This window comes from Haloechinothrix sp. LS1_15 (assembly GCF_033042135.1).
GTDB lineage: Bacteria > Actinomycetota > Actinomycetes > Mycobacteriales > Pseudonocardiaceae > Haloechinothrix.
This window is the reverse complement of the sequence record NZ_WBXM01000006.1, coordinates 226,547-246,742: the sequence shown is the minus strand read 5'-3', so window position 1 is coordinate 246,742 and position 20,196 is coordinate 226,547. Positions and strand designations below refer to the sequence as shown.

Sequence of the window (20,196 nt, the reverse complement as noted above, 5' to 3'; positions counted from 1 at the left end):
TGGGGCACAATCACGGTACCGTCGCGCCTTACTCTGATGGTGTGAGTGCGAACACGGGTACCGGAAAGTTATGACCGACGAGTAACCTACGCTACAAGCACTCGTTGAACGAGATGGACGGGGAACTGTGTCGTTCATCCGCGTGCGCGAGGTCGAGGTAGGGCGCGCGAGTGGTGCTTGCCTGTAGGGCTGTCGGCGGATGAGTTTCAGGAGGTCCGATGGGTGCCGAGGTCGAGATCGAGGGGTTGTCGAAGTCGTTCGGCAGTCAACCCATCTGGCGGGACGTGTCGTTGACGCTGCCGCCCGGTGAGGTCTCGGTGATGCTGGGCCCCTCGGGCACCGGCAAGTCGGTCTTTTTGAAGTCGATGATCGGGTTGCTCAAGCCCGACACCGGCAAGTGTGTGGTCAACGGAACGGACATCGTGCGGTGCTCGGAGCACAAGCTGTACGAGACCCGCAAGCTGTTCGGCGTGCTGTTCCAGGACGGTGCGTTGTTCGGCTCGATGAACCTCTACGACAATGTGGCCTTCCCGCTGCGGGAACACACCAAGAAGAGCGAGTCCGAGATCAAGCGCATCGTGCTGGAGAAGCTGACGATGACCGGGCTGTCCGGCGCGGAGGACAAGCTACCCGGCGAGATTTCCGGCGGGATGCGTAAACGTGCTGGGCTGGCGCGGGCGCTGGTGCTGGACCCCGAGATCATCCTGTGCGACGAGCCCGATTCGGGTCTGGATCCGGTGCGAACCGCCTACCTGTCGCAGCTGCTGATCGACCTGAATGCGCAGATCGACGCGACGATCCTGATCGTGACGCACAACATCAACGTGGCCCGTACCGTGCCGGACAACCTCGGCATGCTGTTCCGCAAGGAGCTGGTGATGTTCGGCCCGCGGGAGGTGCTGCTGACCAGCGACGAGCCGGTGGTGGAGCAGTTCCTCAACGGCAGGCGGCTCGGCCCGATCGGGATGAGCGAGGAGAAGGACAGCGCGACCATGGCCGCCGAGCAGGCGGACGCGGAGGCCGGCCATCACGACGGCGGCACCGAAGACGTGCGTGGCGTGGTGCCGCAGATCCAACCCACCCCGGGGTTGCCGGAGCGGCAGGGCGCCAGGCGCAGGCTCGACCGTGTCATGCGGATGCTGCACACGCTGCCGCCCGCGGCGCAGGAGGGGATCATCGAGTCGCTATCGCCGGAAGACCAGCAACGCTACGGCGTCCGGCCGCACCGGCTGGTCGGCGCCGCACAGGGTGTGGGTAGTGGCGGGGCCACCATGCCGCTCCCGACCGAACACCATGGAGAGTTGCCGCCGGACGACGTCGCGAACCTCCCAGGCAGGGGACAGGCAGGCGGCTATGGCGAGCAGCCCGATGACGCGCGTAGGTGGAGTAACCAGTAGTGACCGCTGCAGCACCTGCTCGCAAAGTCCCCGGACTGGGGATGTTGCGCGAGACCGGGAAGCTCTTCGCTCTCGGGCTGGACGTCGCGCGCGGGTTCTTCCGGCGACCCTTCCAGCTACGGGAGTTTATCCAGCAATCCTGGTTCATCGCCAACGTCAGCATCCTGCCGACGATCCTGGTCTCGGTGCCGTTCGGCGCTGTGATCGCGCTGCATCTCGGCACGCTGACCAGACAGCTCGGCGCCGAGTCGTTCACCGGTGCGGTGAGCGTGCTCGCCGTCGTACAGCAGGCGGCTCCGGTGGTGACGGCGCTGATCGTCGCGGGCGCCGGTGGTTCCGCGGTCTGCGCCGATATCGGCTCCCGGACCATCCGGGAGGAGATCGACGCGATGGAGGTCCTCGGCGTCTCGGCCGTGCAGCGGCTGATCGTGCCGAGGGTGCTGGCGTGCATGCTCGTGGCCGTGCTGCTCAACGGCGTGGTCAGCGTGGTGGGTGTGCTCGGGGGGTACTTCTTCAACGTGATCCTCGGCGGCGGCACGCCGGGTGCTTACCTGGCGAGCTTCACGCTGCTCGCGCAGCTGCCCGACCTGTGGATCAGCACGATCAAGGCGCTCATCTTCGGCTTCATCGCCGGGGTGGTCGCCTCCTACCGTGGGCTGAACCCCTCCGGCGGCCCCAAGGGTGTGGGGGATGCGGTCAACCAGTCGGTGGTCATCACCTTCCTGCTGCTGTTCTTCATGAACTTCATCCTGACCGCCGTGTACCTGCAGGTCGTCCCGCCGCCGGGGAGTTGATCGCCGATGACGATGCGCAACACCCTGAGCAAGACGGCCCGCAACACCGTCGACAAGCCGCTGTCGGTCCTCGACGACCTCGGTGACCAGCTCTCCTTCTACGTCAGGGCACTGGCGTGGGTGCCGCGGACGCTGCGCCGGTACACCAAGGAGGTCCTGCGCATCCTGGCCGAGGTCAGCTTCGGCAGCGGCGCGCTGGCGATGATCGCAGGCACCGTCGGCGTGATGCTCGGCATGACATTGTTCGTCGGCACCGTGGTCGGGCTACAGGCCTACGCCGGGCTCGACCAGCTCGGTACCGCGGCGCTGTCGGGATTCGCCTCGGCATACGTCAACACCCGAGAGGTCGCACCGCTGGTGGCCGGGCTGGCGTTGACCGCGACCGTCGGCGCCGGGTTCACGGCACAGCTGGGCGCCATGCGGATCTCGGAGGAGATCGACGCGGTCGAGGTCATGGGGGTGCCCAGCCTGCCGTTCCTGGTCACCACCAGGGTGATCGCCGGCTTCATCGCGATCATCCCGCTGTACATCATCGGGTTGCTCGCCTCGTACGCGGGGTCCCGGGCGATCGTGGTGTACTTCTACGGTCAGTCCCCTGGGACGTATGACCACTATTTCGAGTTGTTCCTGCCGCCGGAGGACGTGTTCATCTCGTTCTTCAAGGTGCTCGTTTTCGCGGTGATCATCATTATGTCGCACTGCTACTACGGCTACACCGCTTCAGGTGGCCCGGCAGGGGTCGGTGTCGCGGTCGGACGTTCGGTGCGGCTGACCATCGTGGTGGTGGCGATCGTGAACTTCTTCATCGGCTTTGCCATCTGGGGCCTGGAGACGACGGTGAGGATCGCAGGATGAGTGCGCGGGGTGCAGTGTCGACGTTGCGGCGCAGGCTGCTCGGGGTGGCCTTCATCGGCATCGTCTTCGCGGGCGTGGCGTTCAGCGTGGCGAACTTCAACGATGCCTTCACCCCGGTGGCCACGGTGCAGCTGAAGACGGACGAGGTCGGCAACCAGCTCGCCGAGCGTTCCGACGTCAAGGCGCGTGGCGTGATCATCGGGCACGTCGATGAGATCACACCCACCGAGGAAGGGGCCACGCTCGAACTGGCGCTGGACCCGGACAAGATCGACCTGGTTCCCGCCGACGCCTCGGCCTTGCTGACGCAGAAGACGCTGTTCGGGGAACGGTTCGTGTCGTTGCAGTTCGAGGGCACCGGCACCGAGCCGCGGCTGGCCGACGGGGACGTCATCGAGCAGGACCGCACCCGCACTGCGATGGAGCTGTACGAGTCCTTCGAGAACCTGCTACCGACGCTGCAGGCGGTGCAGCCGCAGAAGCTCAACGCCACGCTCACCGTGATGGCCAACGCCCTGGAAGGTCGGGGTGGCGAGCTGGGCGACACGATGATGCAGATGAGCGAGCACTTCGCCGAGCTGGAGCCGCACTTGCCGGAGCTGCAGGAGAACTTCGCGAACCTGGCCGAGTTCTCCCACCACTTCGCCGATGCCACCCCGGATGTCGCGGAGATGCTGGACAACTTCGCGGCCAACGCGCGCACCGTCGTGGAGAAGCAGGAGGGGCTGTTCGACCTGTATCGCAGCGTGACCGCGTCCTCGATGGACATGGATGCGTTCCTGGAAGCCAACCGGGACAACATCATCGCGTTGAACGAAACCTCGAGGGAGGCGCTGGAGACCGTGGCGCTGTACTCGCCGTCGTTCCCGTGTGTGATCGGTCAGATGGCCGACAATCTCGACCGGATCGACGAGACCTTCGGCAAGGGCACCGAAACCCCTGGCCTGCAGGCGGAGGTCGTCATCACACCGAACCGCGGGAAGTACGAGGCAGGCAGGGACGAGCCGGAGTACAACCAGTGGTCCGAGGAACTCGGCTACCGCGGGCCGTACTGCATCAACCCGGAGAGGCTGCCTGAACCGTTGCCGTACCCGTACCCGCCGTTCGCGCTGGACGACGGCAGCGAGCACCCGCCACCGGCACGGTCCGAGCTGGACGGCAGGCCATTCCCCTGTGATGCCATCGAGACCTTCGGTCACCCGATTCCCGACGGGCTGGAGTGCGCGCCGGGAACCCGCCCAGAGGAACGGGGTGGCGGTGGTGCCGCCTCCGGGAGTGACCCTGCTAGCTCGCCAGCCAATACGCGGGCCGAGCATGCGGTGCTCTCCGAACTGATCGGCATGCAGACCGGCATGGAAACCGCCGACGTGCCAGGTTGGACCGGCCTGCTGGTTGGGCCGCTGTATCGCGGGGCGGAGGTGACGATCGAGTGAGCAACGCACTCGCCATGACCTCCTCGCTGGTCAAGCTGATCATCTTCATCGTGATCACCGTGCTGACCACGGCCGTGCTCGGTATCAGCATCGCCAACGTGAACCTGACCAGCACCGAAACCTACACCGCGCGGTTCTCCGATGCGACGCTGCTGCTGGAGAACGACGACGTGCGGGTCGCGGGCGTGCGCGTGGGGCAGGTCGAGGACCTGCGGGTGGTGGACCGGCGGCAGGCCGAGGTGGAGTTCGCCGTGGATTCCTCGCTCGAGCTGCCCGCCGAGACCACGGCCACCATCAAGTACCGCAACATCGCGGGACAGCGCTACATCTCGCTGGACCCGGCTGCGGGCAACCCGGGCGAGCTGTTGCCCGCTGGCGGCAACATCCCGCTGGAACGTACCCGACCCGCGCTGAACCTCACCGAGCTGTTCAACGGGTTCCGGCCGCTGTTCCAGGCGCTGTCCCCCGACGACGTGAACAAGCTCTCCTACCAGATCATCCAGGTGATGCAGGGCGAGGCGGGCACGGTGGAGAGCCTGCTCGCCCACACGGCCTCGCTGACCGAGTCGATCGCGGACAAGGACGAGGTGATCGGCGAGGTGATCGACAACCTCACCGAGGTGCTGGCCGCGATGAACGAGCACACCCCGGAGCTGAACGAGACGATCATCCGGATGCAGCAGCTCGTGTCCGGGCTCGCGGAGGACCGCGAACACATCGGCGAGGCGGTGACGGCCATCGGCGACCTGTCCGAGACCACGGCGGGATTCCTCGGTGAGGTCAGGGAGCCACTGCGCAAGGACATCGAGGAGCTCGGGGCTCTGTCCGAGCTACTCAACGAGCACGAGGGCACTGTGGAGGAGTTCGTCCAGTTCATGCCGGAGAAACTCCAACAGATCAGCCGCACCGGCAGTTACGGATCGTGGTTCAACTTCTTCGACTGCCTGACCGAGGCCGAGGTGAAGCTGACAGAGGGCTCCGAGCCGTTCACGGTGCCGCTCGGTGAGTCCGAAGCCGAAAGGTGCGGCCTGTCATGAAGTCGTTCCAGCAGTACAACCCCATCCCGATCGCACTGGTCGGCATCGTGGCACTGGTGCTCGGGATGGTGGCAGCGATGAACTCCGAGAAGCTCCCGATCATCGGAGCAGGCACGCTGTACTCCGCGGAGTTCGCCGAAGCGGCAGGCCTGGAAAGCGGCAACGAGGTCCGGGTCGCGGGCATCAAGGTGGGTGAGGTCGACGACGTCAGCCTCAACGGCGACCGGGTGGTGGTCGACTTCCGCGTCCGCGACACCTGGATGGGCGAGGGCACCAGTGCGGGTATCGAGCTGAAGAACCTCCTCGGCCAGAAGTACATGTCGCTGGACCCCGGGGGCGAGGAACTGATGGATCCGGGCGAGCCCATCCCGCTGGAACGCACCAGCTCACCGTACGACGTGCTGGAAGCGTTCCGCGACCTGTCGGAGACCACGAACGAGATCGACACCGACCAGCTCGCGCAGAGCTTCGAGGTGATGTCCGAGACCTTCGAGGACACTCCCGAACACGTGGAAGGCGCGCTGACCGGGTTGTCCCGCCTGTCGGACACGATCTCGCAGCGCGACGCCGAGCTCAAGGAGCTGCTGAGCAACACCGAGCAGCTGAGCCAGACACTCAGCGACCGGGACGCCGAGCTGGTCACGCTCATGGAGGACGGCAACTTGCTGCTCGAGGAACTGCGCCACCGTAGGGACGCGATCAGCGCCATGCTGCGGGGCACTGAGGATCTGGCCGTGCAACTCCAAGGGCTCGTGGAGGACAACCAGGAGCAGCTCAACCCGGTGTTGCAGGAGCTGGACCAGCTCACCTCGATGCTGCATCGCAACCAGCAGGCACTCAGCGACGGCATCGAGGAGTACGCACCCTTCATCCGCAAGTTCGCCAACGTGGTCGGTAGCGGTCGCTGGTTCGACAACTACATCTGCGGAATGATCCCGCCGAAGGCGGGGCCCTACAACGAGCAGGGGTGTGATCCGCGATGAGCTTGAAGTCGGTCGGGAGCTACCTCGCCCACGGTGTCACCCGCTGGGTCGCGATCGCCTGCGTGCTCGGCCTGGTGATCGCCGGGGGAGCCTGGTGGTGGATGCACGAGAACGGCGACAAGACCGCGACCGCGTTCTTCCCGACCACCATCGGCTTGTACGAGGGCAACACGGTGCGGGTGCTCGGTGTCGACATCGGCCACGTGACCGGAGTGGAGCCGGAGGGCGACCGCGTCAAGGTGACCATGACCTATGACGCCGACGTGCGGGTGCCCGCCGACGCCCAGGCGGTCATCGTGGCGCCCTCCCTTGTCGCGGACAGGTACGTGCAGTTCACCCCCGCCCATACCGAGGGTGAGACGTTGCCGGACGGCGCGGTGATCCCGCAGGAACGCACCGCGGTCCCCCTCGAAGTAGACGAGCTGTACGAGAGCATGAACAGGATCAGCGAGGCCCTTGGGCCGGACGACGGTGCGAACGAGGACGGGGCTCTGTCGAATCTGATCACCACGTTGGCCCAGAACATGGACGGGCAGGGTGAGAACCTGAACGAGACCATCACCAAGCTCGGACAGTTCTCCGAGACCATGTCGGGCAGTTCCGATGAGCTGTTCTCCACGGTGCGCAACCTGTCGGAGTTCACCACCACACTGGCCGAGAGCGACGACGAGGTCCGGCAGTTCCAGGGGCAGCTGGCCGAGGTCAGCGAGTTCCTCGCCGACGAGCGCGAGAACCTCGGCGCGATGGTGCAGCAGCTCGGCGTGGCGCTGGACATGGTGCACCGGTTCCTCGAGGAGAACCACGAGGACATCCGGGGCAACGTCGACAAGCTGGCCGACATCACCAGGGTGCTGGTGGATCAGCGGGCCGCGCTGGCCGAGTTCATGGACGTCGCGCCCACCGCGCTGAACAACGTCATCAACTCCTACAACGCGACAGCGGGCACGCTCGATAGCAGGCCGAACTTCAACGAGCTCACGATGTCGCCGCTCACCCTGCTCTGCTACCTGGGCGAGGCGGGGCCGAGCCCGCTCGGCGAGCTGGGCGAGGTCTGCAACGCGATCACCGAACCGATGCAGGGTGAGATTCCCTCGCCCGGCGAGGTGATCAGCCTGCTGCAGCAAGGCGACTTGCCGCTACCCACCGTGGACGAGCTCTCGGGAGCCCTGCAGCAGGGGGGTGAGCGGTGATGACCAGGCAGCGCACGCACCGGTCGCCGCGTACGGTTCTGGCTGCCATGCTCTCGGCCACCGCGATGGCGCTGACGGCTTGCGGGGAGTTCTCCGGGATCTACGACCTGCCGCTGCCGGGTGGTGCCGATGTCGGTGCCGACCCGATCGAGATGACGGTCGAGTTCACCGATGTGCTCGATCTCGTGCCGCAGGCCACGGTCAAGGTCAATGAGGTGGACGTCGGCAGGGTGCAAAGCGTCGATCTCGCCGACGACGGCTGGCATGCCGAGGTCACCATCCTGGTCAACCGGGATGTCGACCTGCCTGCCAATCCTGATGCCAACATCAAGCAGACCAGCTTGTTCGGGGAGAAGTACGTCGAGCTGGCACACCCGCCCGATGGCCAGGCCAACGGTTCCCTCGACGACGGGGCGCACGTCCCGCTGGCACGAACCACGCGCAACGTTGAGGTCGAGGAGCTGCTCGGCGCGCTGTCGATGCTGCTCAACGGCGGTGGTGTGGAACAGATCAACACCATCACCCGGGAGCTCAACGAGATGGCCTACGGCAACGAGGCCGAGATCAAGGCGTTCCTGCGGAACGCGGAAAGTCTCGCGGCTGGCCTCGACGCGCAGACGAACGAGATCAGCGACGCGCTCGACGGAATCAACCGGCTCTCCGCCGAGCTGGACGATCAGAAGGACCTGATCACCGGCGCGCTGGGTGACCTCGGGCCCGGGCTGGAATCGCTCGAGCAGCAGCGAGGTGACCTTGTGGACATGCTGGTGGCGCTGGACGAGCTGTCCGAGGTGGCGGTCGACACCATGGAACGCAGCCAGGACGACCTCGTCGCCAACCTCGAGTCGCTGGAACCCATCCTGCACAATCTGGCCGAGACCGGGGCGGAGCTGCCCAAGGCGTTGGAGATCCTGCTGACGTTCCCGTTCTCCGACAGCGCCACCGACGGGATGTTCGGGGACTACGCCAACCTGTACAAGACCTACAAGATCGACGTTCCGGACATCCTGGAGGCCTTCGGCAGGCACCGGGGTAATCCGTTCGACGGGTTGCCGATCCTCGAGCAGCTTCCCATCGGGGAGGACGAGCTCCTCGACCCGAGCCTGGTGCTGCCGCTGCCGGACTCGGCAGGTCCTTCGCCGGGACCGTCGCCGGACTCCGGTGAAACCGGATCGGATCCGGCCGAGGTGCCTGCCGAAGGCAACGGCCTGATCGGGGACCTGCTGTCCGGGGGTGATCTCTGATGCTGAGCCGCTCCATCCGCATCAAACTGCTGGCCTTCGCGGTCGTGGCCTCGGTCACGGTCGCCTACGCGCTGGTGCGGTTCACTGACATGGGCCAGTACTTCGGCCAGGAGGGCTATACCGTCACCGCGCAGCTGGAGGAATCCGGCGGGATCTTCAGCCACGCCGAGGTGACCTACCGCGGTCTCAACATCGGCAGGGTCGGCGACCTCCGGATCATCGAGGAGGGCGTCGAGGTCGACCTGCACATCGAGCACGATGCCCCGGAGATCCCGAGCGACCTCGACGCGATCGTGGGCAACCGCTCGGCGATCGGGGAGCAGTACGTCGATCTGCGCCCACGCGTCGACGAACCGCCGCACCTCGAAGGCGGTGAAGTGATCCCGATCGAACGCACCTCCACCCCGCTCGGCGTGGAGACTGTGATCACCGACCTGGACAGGTTCGCCCGCTCGGTGCCGCACGATGAGCTGCGCACCCTGGTCGACGAGTCCTACCTGGCGTTCTCCGGGGCCGGGGACGACCTGCAACGTCTGATGGATACCACGCGGGAGTTCGTCGAGGCCTCCAGCGAGAACCTGCCGCACACGGTGCAGTTGCTGCGTTCCGGCAACACGGTGCTGGAAACGCAGAACGAGCAGGCGGACAACTTCAAGTCCTTCTCTCGGGACCTCAACCTGCTCTCCGAGCAGCTGGTCGAGTCCGACGACGACATCCGGAACCTCATCGACGCGACGCCCCCTGCGGCGCAGCAGCTCAGCGAGGTGATCCACGAGACGGGGCCGGGCTTGAGCTCGCTCATGGCCAACCTGCTCACGGTCGCCGAGATCCAGCAACCCCGGATCGACGGGTTGGAGCAGGTGCTGGTGAGCTACCCGATTCTCGCCGTGGGCGCCGACGCGGTGTTGACCGAGGAGGGCAAGACCCGGTTGGGACTGGTGCTGAACCTGTTCAACCCACCGCCGTGTACCCGAGGCTACGAGGGCACCGAGCGCAGGCCCGGCACCGACGACTCACCCGCCGAGCCCAACCGCGATGCCTACTGCGCCGAGCCGCCGGGCAGCCCCATCACGGTCCGTGGCGCGCAGAACTCGCCGTTCGAGGGCGAACCGCGTCCGCCGAGCGACGACGACGTGGCCGCGCACAGCGGGCGTGGCCTGGAATCCATGTCCGAGGAGCGACGGAGGCAAGCCGAATCGGGCTCGGCCCCAGGACTGGCAGGCGCGCAGGGTTCCGAGCGGAACAGCCTTGCCGAGCTGCTGGGGCTCGGGGACTGAGTGGGGAGTCGTTGACGGAGACATCACATCGGGCTCGTACGCTGGAGTGCACCGACAGGAGTGAGTAACCCCACCGATGACTGATAAGACGAGCCTTTTCACGGCCCGCAACGCCCTGTTCGCCGCGCTCGGGTTCTTCGCGGCCGCGTTCATCGCCGCCGTGGTCTTCGGCGTGCTGTGGTGGAACGCCTCGGCCAGCGAGGATGCCGCCGTCGCGCACGCCCGTGATGACGTGACCGAAGCCGCCGACCAGGCGGTGCGCGCGTACACGGAGTTCGACCACGAGGACCCGGAGGCCTTCCGGGACAACCAGATGGCCGTGTCTACCGCGGAGATGCAGGAGCAGATCGAGCTCAGCTGGGAGGGGCTCCAGGAGGTGCTCGCCGAAAGCGAGCAGTCGGCGAGCACCACGGTCTACGACATCGCGGTCGACGAGCTCGACGCGCATGACGGCAACGCGGGAGTGCTCGCCGCCCTCGGGGTGACCGTCACTCACGGCGAGGAGAGCACCGAGCGCCGCATCCGGGTGCAGATGCACATGGAGCGTGTCGCCGAGGACGGTGCGGAGGAATGGAAGCTGGCGGGTATCGACCAGGTTCCGGTGGTCCCGCCGGGGGAGGGCGAGTGATGCCGGAGGACAGCGAACGTGACGATGTCGTCGTGATGGATCGGAGTTGGCGTGGCACGATCTAACCGCCGCCCGGGTTCCTCCGGGCAGTCGGGACGCCGCAGGCGCGTGGCCGGGCACCCGCGCCCTGGCTCGGAGGAACAGCACGGCCAGTCCAAGCCGCGGCCCTCGCCCCGCCCTCGCCCCAGTCCGACGGCCCGCGACGGGGACAACGAGCGCCCCGAGCCGCAGGAGCAGCAGGCCGGAGGCGGCGCAGCGGATGAACCAGCCGAGGAGACCGCAGGCGAGGTCGGCGAGCACGGCGAGGGAGCAGGCGAGGCCGGCGACGCCGCGGCAGACACAGCGGGCACAACAAGCACAGACGGCGCAGAGGATGCAGCTAGCACAGGCGACACAGAGGGCGCGAGCAGCGACGAAGCCGGTGCACCTGATGCCGTAGCGAGCGGTGAGCCTGTGGAGTCCGGGGAGTCCAGGGAGTCCGGAACCGGCGAGCGGCTCGAGGAGCACGAAGTCGCCACCCGCCCGGATGGGCAGGCCGAGTCCGCACCGGCGGCAGCGGGCGTTTCGGCTGCTACGGACCAGGCAGAGCCCGCGGCTGGACAGGCCGGTAGCGACGCGACAGCCGCCGGGAGTGACGCCGAGCCGGAGCCCGTCGGCGAGCAGCGGTCGGAGCGTCCCGCTGGTCGGTCGGCCGTGATGCTCACGAGCGGTCTCGCGGCGGGTGCGGTACTGCTGGCCGGCGCGGCCGGCTTCTTCGGCTACCAGTACAGCCAGGTCAGCGGCGCGCTGGACAACAAGGCGTTGGTGGACGGCCCGGCGACCGCGGAGGTCAAGGAGGACATCAGCGCGGCCGTCGAGCGCGTGCTCTCCTACGACTACAACGCCATCGAGGAAACCGAGCAGGCCGCGGAGGACCTGCTGGTCAACGACGAGGTGCGGCAGGACTATAACGAGCTGTACAGCGAGGTGAAACGCATCGCTCCCGAGCAACAGATGGTGCTGACCACCAGGGTCAGCCGCCTCGGGGTGATGGAGCTCGACGACGACCACGCCCGGTTGTTGGTGTTCGTGGATCAGGCCGCGACCAGGGAGGGCCAGGAGGACAGCAACGTGGGGGGCAGCCAGCTCACCATCGTCGCCGAGCGCCACGATGAGGGGTGGAAGATCGCCGACCTGGACACCTACACCGATGACGACGAAGCGGGGGCGCCCGCGGAGGAGCCGGCCGAGGACGGCGGCCAGCCGCTGCCGGACGGCGACGGCGGTGACGGTGGTGAAGGCGGTGACGACGGCACCGGCGGCGCCGAGGAGGGCGGCGAGTAGTCCTCCCGAGGGCGTCCGGCCAGGGGCATGGCGGCGGCCTGCCGGTGTGGCGAGATGCGTCTTGACTCTGGCGCGTGTGCGCGTCACGCTGGGTGGTGCAAGGTCGAACGGAGCCGTCGGTCGCGTTGACCAGAGTGGAAGGGGCAGCCGGAAGGCGACGTGCGCGGCGCGAGATGTGAGACACCGGGCTGGGTGGCTCGGGCGCGTCCCCTCGACAGCCGCTGCGTAGACGGCTAGACTGACCTGTTGCGCTGCCCGCTTTCATGCTGCGCTGACGCACGCGTTACGATAGCGGGTATCACCGCACCCTGTGACAGATTGCGTTACGAGTTGCCATCAGTCAATGGCAGTAGTCGGTGCTGGGCATGGCTGGCCGGTGCAGGTCAACCGCCAGCCGGTGCTGGCGCAGCGCCGACTGCTTCCCGACTGCGGCACTCTGACGTGCCTGTTCAACCGCTCATCAGTCCCCGGAAGGACGCATCTTGGCAGTCTCTCCCGCGAACCAGGCTACAACTGCGAGTACATCTGCTGTCACTTCATCGGGAATCCCGGGAGCGCCCCGACGGGTCTCCTTCGCAAAGATTCGTGAGCCGCTGGCCACGCCTGACCTACTCGACGTGCAGCTGAGGTCGTTCGAGTGGTTCACCGGCGACGAGGCGTGGTACGAGCGCGCCGTCAACGAGGGCGAGGAGGACCCGGTTGGCGGTCTCGAGGAGGTCCTCGGCGAGATCTCCCCGATCGAGGACTTCTCCGGATCCATGTCGCTGTCCTTCGCCGATCCGCGCTTCGACGAGGTCAAAGCCTCCGTCGAGGAGTGTAAGGACAAGGACATGACCTACTCGGCGCCGCTGTTCGTGACCGCCGAGTTCGTCAACAACAACACCGGGGAGATCAAGTCCCAGACGGTCTTTATGGGCGACTTCCCGATGATGACCGACAAGGGGTCGTTCATCATCAACGGCACCGAGCGCGTCGTGGTATCGCAGCTCGTGCGTTCCCCCGGTGTGTACTTCGACCGGGCCATCGACAAGGCGTCGGACAAGGACGTCCACAGCGTCAAAATCATTCCGAGCCGGGGGGCGTGGCTGGAGTTCGACGTCGACAAGCGTGACACCGTCGGTGTACGTATCGACCGCAAGCGTCGTCAGCCGGTCACCGTGCTGCTCAAGGCCCTCGGCTGGAGCGCGGAGGCGATCCGCGAGCGGTTCTCCTTCTCCGAAGCCGTGCTGACCACCCTCGAGAAGGATCACATCGCCGGTACCGACGAGGCGCTGCTTGACATCTACCGCAAGCTGCGTCCCGGTGAGCCGCCGACCAAGGAGAGCGCGCAGACGCTGCTGGAGAACCTGTTCTTCAAGAACAAGCGCTACGATCTCGCACGCGTCGGTCGCTACAAGCTGAACAAGAAGCTCGGCCTGAACCTGCCGTACACCGGCGGCACACTCACCGAGGACGACATCGTCGCCACCGTGGAGTACCTGGTCCGGCTGCATGCTGGCGAGGACGAGATGCCTGCGGGCGGTGTCACCGGCGGCAAGGAGGGCGCGACCGTCCCCGTCGATGTCGACGACATCGACCACTTCGGCAACCGGCGGCTGCGTACCGTCGGTGAGCTGATCCAGAACCAGATCCGCGTCGGGCTCTCCCGGATGGAGCGCGTGGTCCGCGAGCGGATGACCACGCAGGACGTCGAGGCGATCACGCCGCAGACGCTGATCAACATCCGCCCGGTCGTCGCCGCGATCAAGGAGTTCTTCGGCACCTCGCAGCTGTCGCAGTTCATGGACCAAGGCAACCCCATCGCGGGGCTGACCCACAAGCGGCGGCTGTCCGCGCTCGGCCCCGGCGGCCTGTCCCGTGAGCGGGCTGGCATGGAGGTCCGCGATGTCCACCCCTCGCACTACGGTCGGATGTGCCCGATCGAGACACCGGAAGGCCCGAACATCGGCCTGATCGGCTCGCTGTGCTCTTACGGTCGGGTCAATCCGTTCGGGTTCATCGAGACCCCGTACCGGAAGGTGGTCGACGGGCGGGTCACCGACGACGTGGACTACCTCACCGCCGACGAGGAGGACCGCTTCGTCAAGGCGCAGGCCAACACGCCCATCGACGACGACGGTTACTTCACCGACGACTCCGTGCTCGTCAGGAAGAAGGGCGGCGAGGTCGAGCTGGTCGACCCCTCGGCGGTCGACTACATGGACGTCTCACCGCGCCAGATGGTGTCGGTGGCTACCGGCATGATTCCGTTCCTCGAGCACGACGACGCCAACCGCGCGCTGATGGGTGCCAACATGCAGCGCCAGGCGGTGCCGCTGCTGCGCAACACCTCACCGCTGGTCGGAACCGGGGTCGAGCTGCGGGCCGCGGTCGATGCCGGTGACGTGCTGCTCGCCGAGCACGCGGGTGTGGTGGAGGAGGTCTCCGCCGACCTGATCACGGTGATGCACGACGACGGCAGCCGCAAGTCGTACGGGCTGTACAAGTTCCGCCGGTCGAACCAGGGAACCTGCATCAACCACAAGCCGATCGTGCGCGAGGGCGACCGGGTCGAGGTCGGGCAGGTCATCGCCGATGGTTCCGCCACGGAGAACGGCGAGATGGCCCTCGGAAAGAACCTGCTCTGCGCGGTCATGCCGTGGGAGGGTCACAACTACGAGGACGCGATCGTCATCTCCCAGCGGTTGGTGCAGGACGACGTGCTCACCTCGATCCACATCGAGGAACACGAGGTCGACGCGCGGGACACCAAGCTCGGCGCCGAGGAGATCACCCGCGACATCCCCAACGTCTCCGAGGACGTGCTGGCCGATCTCGACGAGCGCGGCATCGTGCGCATCGGAGCGGAGGTCCGCGACGGGGACATCCTGGTCGGGAAGGTCACGCCGAAGGGCGAGACGGAGCTGACCCCGGAGGAGCGGTTGCTCCGGGCCATCTTCGGGGAGAAGGCCAGGGAGGTGCGTGACACCTCGCTGAAGGTGCCGCACGGCGAGACCGGCAAGGTCATCGGCATTCGGATGTTCTCCCGTGACGAGGACGACGAGCTCCCCGCAGGCGTGAACGAGCTGGTCCGGGTCTACGTGGCGAAGAAGAGCAAGATCCAGGACGGGGACAAGCTCGCCGGGCGTCACGGCAACAAGGGCGTGATCGGCAAGATCCTGCCGGAGGAGGACATGCCGTTCATGGCGGACGGCACGCCGGTCGACGTCGTCCTCAACACGCACGGTGTGCCGCGGCGTATGAACATCGGCCAGATCCTCGAACTCCATCTCGGCTGGCTGGCCTCGCAGGGATGGCAGATCGAGGGCAATCCGGAATGGGCCAAGGACTTGCCCGAGGAGCTCTACGACGTGGAGCCGGGCACCAATACCGCGACGCCGGTGTTCGACGGTGCCAAGGAGCACGAGCTCACCGGGCTACTGGAGAGCGCCAAGCCCAACCGGGACGGGGACCGGATGGTCGGCCCCGACGGCAAGGCCACGCTGTTCGACGGTCGCTCCGGTGAGCCGTTCCCGTACCCGGTGGCTGTGGGGTACATGTACACCCTCAAGCTGCACCACATGATCGATGACAAGATCCACGCTCGGTCCACCGGGCCGTACTCCATGATCACCCAGCAGCCGCTCGGCGGTAAGGCACAGTTCGGTGGTCAGCGGTTCGGCGAGATGGAGTGCTGGGCGATGCAGGCCTACGGCGCCGCCTACACGCTGCAGGAACTGCTCACGATCAAGTCGGACGACGTCGTTGGCCGCGTCAAGGTGTACGAGGCCGTCGTCAAGGGGGACAACATCCCGGAACCCGGGATCCCCGAGTCGTTCAAGGTGCTGCTCAAAGAGCTGCAGTCGCTCTGCCTCAACGTCGAGGTGCTGTCGACCGACGGCGCCGCGATCGAGATGCGTGATTCGGATGACGAGGACCTGGAACGTGCTGCGGCCAACCTCGGCATCAACCTGTCCCGCAACGAGTCGCCCTCCGTGGACGACGTCGTGCACTGACCTCGCCCGCTCGGACGGGCCGTGCGACCGCGTCAGCCGTCGCCGGGCCCGTCCGAGCGAGCCGATCGGCCCCACCACTTAGCCGAACGACCTACAAGGGGAGAAGAACCGACGTGCTGGACGTCAATTTCTTCGATGAGCTCCGCATCGGCCTGGCCACAGCTGACGACATCCGCCAGTGGTCCTTTGGCGAGGTGAAGAAGCCGGAGACGATCAACTACCGTACGCTCAAGCCGGAGAAGGACGGGCTGTTCTGCGAGAAGATCTTCGGCCCGACCAGGGACTGGGAGTGCTACTGCGGTAAGTACAAGCGGGTGCGCTTCAAAGGCATCATCTGCGAGCGGTGCGGTGTCGAGGTGACCCGTGCCAAGGTGCGCCGCGAGCGGATGGGCCACATCGAGCTCGCTGCACCGGTGACCCACATCTGGTACTTCAAGGGCGTGCCGTCGCGGCTCGGCTACCTGCTCGACCTCGCTCCCAAGGATCTCGAGAAGATCATCTACTTCGCCGCCTACGTGATCACCAGCGTGAACACCGAGCTGCGGCACAACGACCTGCCTACGCTGGAGAACGAGATCGCGGCCGAGCGCAAGTCGATCGAGTCGAAGCGTGACTCCGACATCGAGGAGCGGGCGCAGAAGCTCGAGGCCGACCTGGCTGAGCTCGAGTCGGAGGGCGCCAAGTCCGACACCCGGCGCAAGGTCAAGGAAGGCGGCGAGCGCGAGATGCGCCAGATCCGCGAGCAGGCCAACCGCGAGTTGGACCGGCTCGAGGAGATCTGGAACACCTTCACCAAGCTGGAGCCGCGGCAGATGATCTCGGACGAGACGCTGTACCGCGAGCTGTACGACCGCTACGGCGAGTACTTCACCGGCGGCATGGGTGCCGAGGCGATCCAGAAGCTCGCCGCGGAGTTTGACGTCGACGCCGAAGCGGAGGGGCTGCGCGAGGTCATCCGCAACGGCAAGGGCCAGCGTAAGCTGCGCGCGCTCAAGCGACTGAAGGTCGTCGCGGCGTTCCAGTCCACCACCAACGACCCGCGCGGCATGGTGCTCGACGCCATCCCGGTGATCCCACCGGACCTGCGGCCGATGGTGCAGCTCGACGGTGGCCGGTTCGCCACCTCGGACCTCAACGACCTGTACCGCCGGGTGATCAACCGCAACAACCGGCTCAAGCGCCTGATGGATCTCGGTGCGCCGGAGATCATCGTCAACAACGAGAAGCGCATGCTGCAAGAGGCTGTCGACGCGCTGTTCGACAACGGCAGGCGTGGTCGCCCGGTCACCGGGCCGGGCAATCGGCCGCTGAAGTCGCTGTCCGACCTGCTCAAGGGCAAGCAGGGCCGGTTCAGGCAGAACCTGCTCGGTAAGCGCGTCGACTACTCGGGCCGCTCGGTCATCATCGTTGGCCCGCAGCTCAAGCTGCACCAGTGCGGGCTGCCGAAGCAGATGGCGCTCGAGCTGTTCAAGCCGTTCGTGATGAAGCGGCTGGTCGACCTGAACCACGCGCAGAACATCAAGTCGGCCAAGCGCATGGTCGAGCGTTCGCGCTCGCAGGTCTGGGATGTGCTCGAGGAGGTCATCACCGAGCATCCCGTGCTGCTCAACCGTGCGCCCACGCTGCACCGGCTGGGTATCCAGGCCTTCGAACCACAGCTGGTCGAGGGGAAGGCCATCCAGCTGCACCCGCTGGTGTGTGAGGCGTTCAACGCGGACTTCGACGGTGACCAGATGGCCGTCCACCTGCCGCTGTCTGCCGAGGCGCAGGCCGAGGCGAGGGTGCTGATGCTTTCGGCGAACAATATCCTCTCGCCCGCCTCGGGCAGGCCGCTGGCGATGCCGCGGCTGGACATGGTCACCGGCCTGTACCACCTCACACGGCAGGATCCCGAAGCCGAGGGCGCCGGCCTGTCCTTCGCCTCACCGGCGGAGGCCATCATGGCCTACGACCGCGGCATGATCGGTCTGCACGCCCCGGTGAAGATCCGGATCTCCGACCGTGAGCCGCCGAAGGAGTTGGAGTCGCAGCTCGCCGAGAACGGCAGGGAGCCGGGACAGCCGTGGCTGGCCGAGACCACGCTCGGACGGGTGCTGTTCAACGAGCTGCTGCCGAACGACTACCGGTTCGTCAACGATGCGCTGGCGAAGAAGAGCCAGTCGGCGATCGTGAACGACCTGGCCGAGCGGTACCCGATGACCTACGTCGCCCAGATCCTCGACAAGTTGAAGGATGCAGGCTTCTACTGGGCCACCAGGTCCGGGGTCACCGTGGCCATCTCCGATGTGCTGGTCCCGGAGGAGAAGCAACAGTACCTGGAGGAGTACGAGGACAGGGCCGCCAAGGTCGAGAAGCGTTACCAGCGGGGGCAGCTGTCCTACGCGGAGCGCAACGCCGAGCTGGTCAAGGTCTGGGCGAAGGCCACAGAGGACGTCGCCGAGGCCATGGAGGCTCACTTCCCGGACGACAACTCGATCGCGATGATCGTGCGCTCCGGTGCGGGCGGCAACATGACGCAGGTTCGCTCGCTCGCCGGGATGCGCGGTCTGGTGTCCAACCCCTCGGGTGAGTACATCCCGCGCCCGATCAAGTCGAACTTCCGTGAGGGCCTGTCAGTGGCCGAGTACTTCATCTCGACCCACGGTGCGCGGAAGGGTCTGGCCGACACCGCCCTTCGGACGGCGGACTCGGGCTACCTCACTCGCCGTCTGGTGGACGTGTCGCAGGACGTCATCGTGCGCGAGCGCGACTGTGGCACCACCCGGGGCATCCAGATGACCATCGGCGAGGAGTCGGCCGACGGCTCGATCCAGCGCCCGGAGCACGTGGAGACGAGCGTCTACGCCCGCACCGCCGCGGAGGACGCCACCGACTCCGACGGCAACGTCGTGGTCAACCGCGGTGACGACCTGGGTGATCCGGCCATCGAGCGTCTGCTCTCGGTCGGGGCGACCAGGGTCAAGGTACGCAGCGTGCTCACCTGCGAGTCGGTCGTCGGAGTTTGCGCGATGTGCTACGGCAGGTCGATGGCCACCGGCAAGCTCGTCGACGTCGGCGAGGCCGTCGGCATCGTGGCCGCGCAGTCCATCGGTGAGCCGGGTACCCAGCTGACCATGCGGACGTTCCACCAGGGTGGTGTCGCCGGTGACGACATCACCACGGGTTTGCCCCGTGTCCAGGAGCTGTTCGAGGCGCGAATGCCGAAGGGCAAGGCGCCCATCGCCGAGGTCGACGGTCGAATCCGGGTGGAGGAGAGCGACCGATTCTGGAAGATCACGTTGATTCCGGACGACGGCAGCGACGAGATCGTGCTGGACAAGCTGTCCAAGCGGCAGCGGCTGGCCGTCACGCCGGACGGCCCGATCGGTGACGGTGACCACGTCGCGGTCGGACAGCAGCTGCTGGAAGGCACCCCGGACCCGCACGAGGTGTTGCGGGTGATGGGGCCCAGGCAGGCCCAGATCCACCTGGTCGACGAGGTGCAGAAGGTGTACCGGGCGCAGGGTGTGGCCATCCACGACAAGCACATCGAGGTCGTGGTCCGGCAGATGCTGCGCAGGGTCACGGTCATCGACTCCGGGTCCACCGACTTCCTGCCGGGCGAGCTGCCGGAGCGTGCTCGGTTCGAGGCGGTCAACAGGCAGGCGGTGGCCGAGGGCGGCGATCCGGCCTCCGGTCGACCGGTGCTGATGGGGATCACGAAGGCGTCGCTGACCACCGACTCGTGGTTGTCGGCGGCCTCCTTCCAGGAGACCACCAGGGTGCTCACCGATGCCGCGATCAACGGCAGGTCCGACCAGCTGTTCGGGCTGAAGGAGAACGTGATCATCGGGAAGCTGATCCCTGCGGGAACCGGGCTCAACAGGTACCGCAACATCCAGGTGCAGCCCACCGAGGAGGCCAGGGTGGCCGCTTACGCCATCCCCTCCTACGACGACGGCTACTACACCCCGGACGTGTTCGGTACCGGAACCGGTGTGGCGGTCCCGTTGGACGATTACGATTTCGGTCGCGATTTCCGGTGACACGGAGGGCAGTGA

13 protein-coding genes are annotated in these 20,196 nt (G+C 66.5%); all 13 read left to right on the top strand.

Annotated features, from left to right (window positions below; all coding sequences use genetic code 11):
• Window positions 1–218 precede the first annotated feature (218 nt).
• Window positions 219–1,397, top strand: a complete 1,179-nt coding sequence (locus F8178_RS11830; protein ID WP_317494804.1) for an ABC transporter ATP-binding protein — start codon at window positions 219–221, stop codon at window positions 1,395–1,397.
• Window positions 1,398–1,438: 41 nt separating this feature from the next.
• Window positions 1,439–2,191, top strand: coding sequence for an ABC transporter permease (locus F8178_RS11825; protein WP_317494848.1), 753 nt, complete (start codon window positions 1,439–1,441; stop codon window positions 2,189–2,191).
• 12 nt (window positions 2,192–2,203) lie between these two features.
• Window positions 2,204–3,046, top strand: a complete 843-nt coding sequence (locus F8178_RS11820) for an ABC transporter permease (protein ID WP_317494847.1) — start codon at window positions 2,204–2,206, stop codon at window positions 3,044–3,046.
• On the top strand, window positions 3,043–4,479 hold the full coding sequence (locus F8178_RS11815) for an MCE family protein (RefSeq protein WP_317494803.1): 1,437 nt from the start codon (window positions 3,043–3,045) through the stop codon (window positions 4,477–4,479). The genes F8178_RS11820 and F8178_RS11815 overlap by 4 nt, the downstream gene beginning before the upstream one ends.
• A gap of 14 nt (window positions 4,480–4,493) precedes the next feature.
• The gene (locus tag F8178_RS11810) at window positions 4,494–5,516 is read left to right on the top strand and encodes an MCE family protein (protein ID WP_317494846.1); all 1,023 of its coding nucleotides are present in this window, start codon (window positions 4,494–4,496) and stop codon (window positions 5,514–5,516) included.
• The gene (locus tag F8178_RS11805; RefSeq protein ID WP_317494802.1) at window positions 5,513–6,499 is read left to right on the top strand and encodes an MCE family protein; all 987 of its coding nucleotides are present in this window, start codon (window positions 5,513–5,515) and stop codon (window positions 6,497–6,499) included. The genes F8178_RS11810 and F8178_RS11805 overlap by 4 nt, the downstream gene beginning before the upstream one ends.
• Window positions 6,496–7,689: an MCE family protein gene (locus tag F8178_RS11800; protein WP_317494801.1), complete on the top strand. Its 1,194-nt coding sequence runs from the start codon at window positions 6,496–6,498 to the stop codon at window positions 7,687–7,689. The genes F8178_RS11805 and F8178_RS11800 overlap by 4 nt, the downstream gene beginning before the upstream one ends.
• The gene (locus F8178_RS11795) at window positions 7,689–8,933 is read left to right on the top strand and encodes an MCE family protein (protein ID WP_317494800.1); all 1,245 of its coding nucleotides are present in this window, start codon (window positions 7,689–7,691) and stop codon (window positions 8,931–8,933) included. Before F8178_RS11800 ends, F8178_RS11795 begins: the two co-directional genes overlap by 1 nt.
• Entirely contained in the window at window positions 8,933–10,210 is a 1,278-nt protein-coding gene (locus tag F8178_RS11790; protein ID WP_317494799.1) for an MlaD family protein, read from the top strand. The genes F8178_RS11795 and F8178_RS11790 overlap by 1 nt, the downstream gene beginning before the upstream one ends.
• Before the next feature lie 76 nt (window positions 10,211–10,286).
• The gene (locus tag F8178_RS11785; RefSeq protein WP_317494798.1) at window positions 10,287–10,838 is read left to right on the top strand and encodes a hypothetical protein; all 552 of its coding nucleotides are present in this window, start codon (window positions 10,287–10,289) and stop codon (window positions 10,836–10,838) included.
• 51 nt (window positions 10,839–10,889) lie between these two features.
• Complete coding sequence (locus F8178_RS11780; protein WP_317494797.1) at window positions 10,890–12,161, top strand: hypothetical protein; 1,272 nt, start codon at window positions 10,890–10,892, stop codon at window positions 12,159–12,161.
• A gap of 482 nt (window positions 12,162–12,643) precedes the next feature.
• The gene (gene rpoB, locus F8178_RS11775; RefSeq protein WP_317494796.1) at window positions 12,644–16,156 is read left to right on the top strand and encodes a DNA-directed RNA polymerase subunit beta; all 3,513 of its coding nucleotides are present in this window, start codon (window positions 12,644–12,646) and stop codon (window positions 16,154–16,156) included.
• 113 nt (window positions 16,157–16,269) lie between these two features.
• The gene (locus tag F8178_RS11770; protein ID WP_317494795.1) at window positions 16,270–20,181 is read left to right on the top strand and encodes a DNA-directed RNA polymerase subunit beta'; all 3,912 of its coding nucleotides are present in this window, start codon (window positions 16,270–16,272) and stop codon (window positions 20,179–20,181) included.
• Window positions 20,182–20,196 lie beyond the last annotated feature (15 nt).

Coding starts and splice junctions, on each gene's coding strand:
- F8178_RS11810 (WP_317494846.1), top strand. CDS start 4,494: ATGACCTCCTCGCTGGTCAAGCTGATCATCTTCATCGTGATCACCGTG.
- F8178_RS11785 (WP_317494798.1), top strand. CDS start 10,287: ATGACTGATAAGACGAGCCTTTTCACGGCCCGCAACGCCCTGTTCGCC.
- F8178_RS11805 (WP_317494802.1), top strand. CDS start 5,513: ATGAAGTCGTTCCAGCAGTACAACCCCATCCCGATCGCACTGGTCGGC.
- F8178_RS11795 (WP_317494800.1), top strand. CDS start 7,689: ATGACCAGGCAGCGCACGCACCGGTCGCCGCGTACGGTTCTGGCTGCC.
- F8178_RS11800 (WP_317494801.1), top strand. CDS start 6,496: ATGAGCTTGAAGTCGGTCGGGAGCTACCTCGCCCACGGTGTCACCCGC.
- F8178_RS11820 (WP_317494847.1), top strand. CDS start 2,204: ATGCGCAACACCCTGAGCAAGACGGCCCGCAACACCGTCGACAAGCCG.
- F8178_RS11790 (WP_317494799.1), top strand. CDS start 8,933: ATGCTGAGCCGCTCCATCCGCATCAAACTGCTGGCCTTCGCGGTCGTG.
- F8178_RS11825 (WP_317494848.1), top strand. CDS start 1,439: ATGTTGCGCGAGACCGGGAAGCTCTTCGCTCTCGGGCTGGACGTCGCG.
- F8178_RS11830 (WP_317494804.1), top strand. CDS start 219: ATGGGTGCCGAGGTCGAGATCGAGGGGTTGTCGAAGTCGTTCGGCAGT.
- F8178_RS11815 (WP_317494803.1), top strand. CDS start 3,043: ATGAGTGCGCGGGGTGCAGTGTCGACGTTGCGGCGCAGGCTGCTCGGG.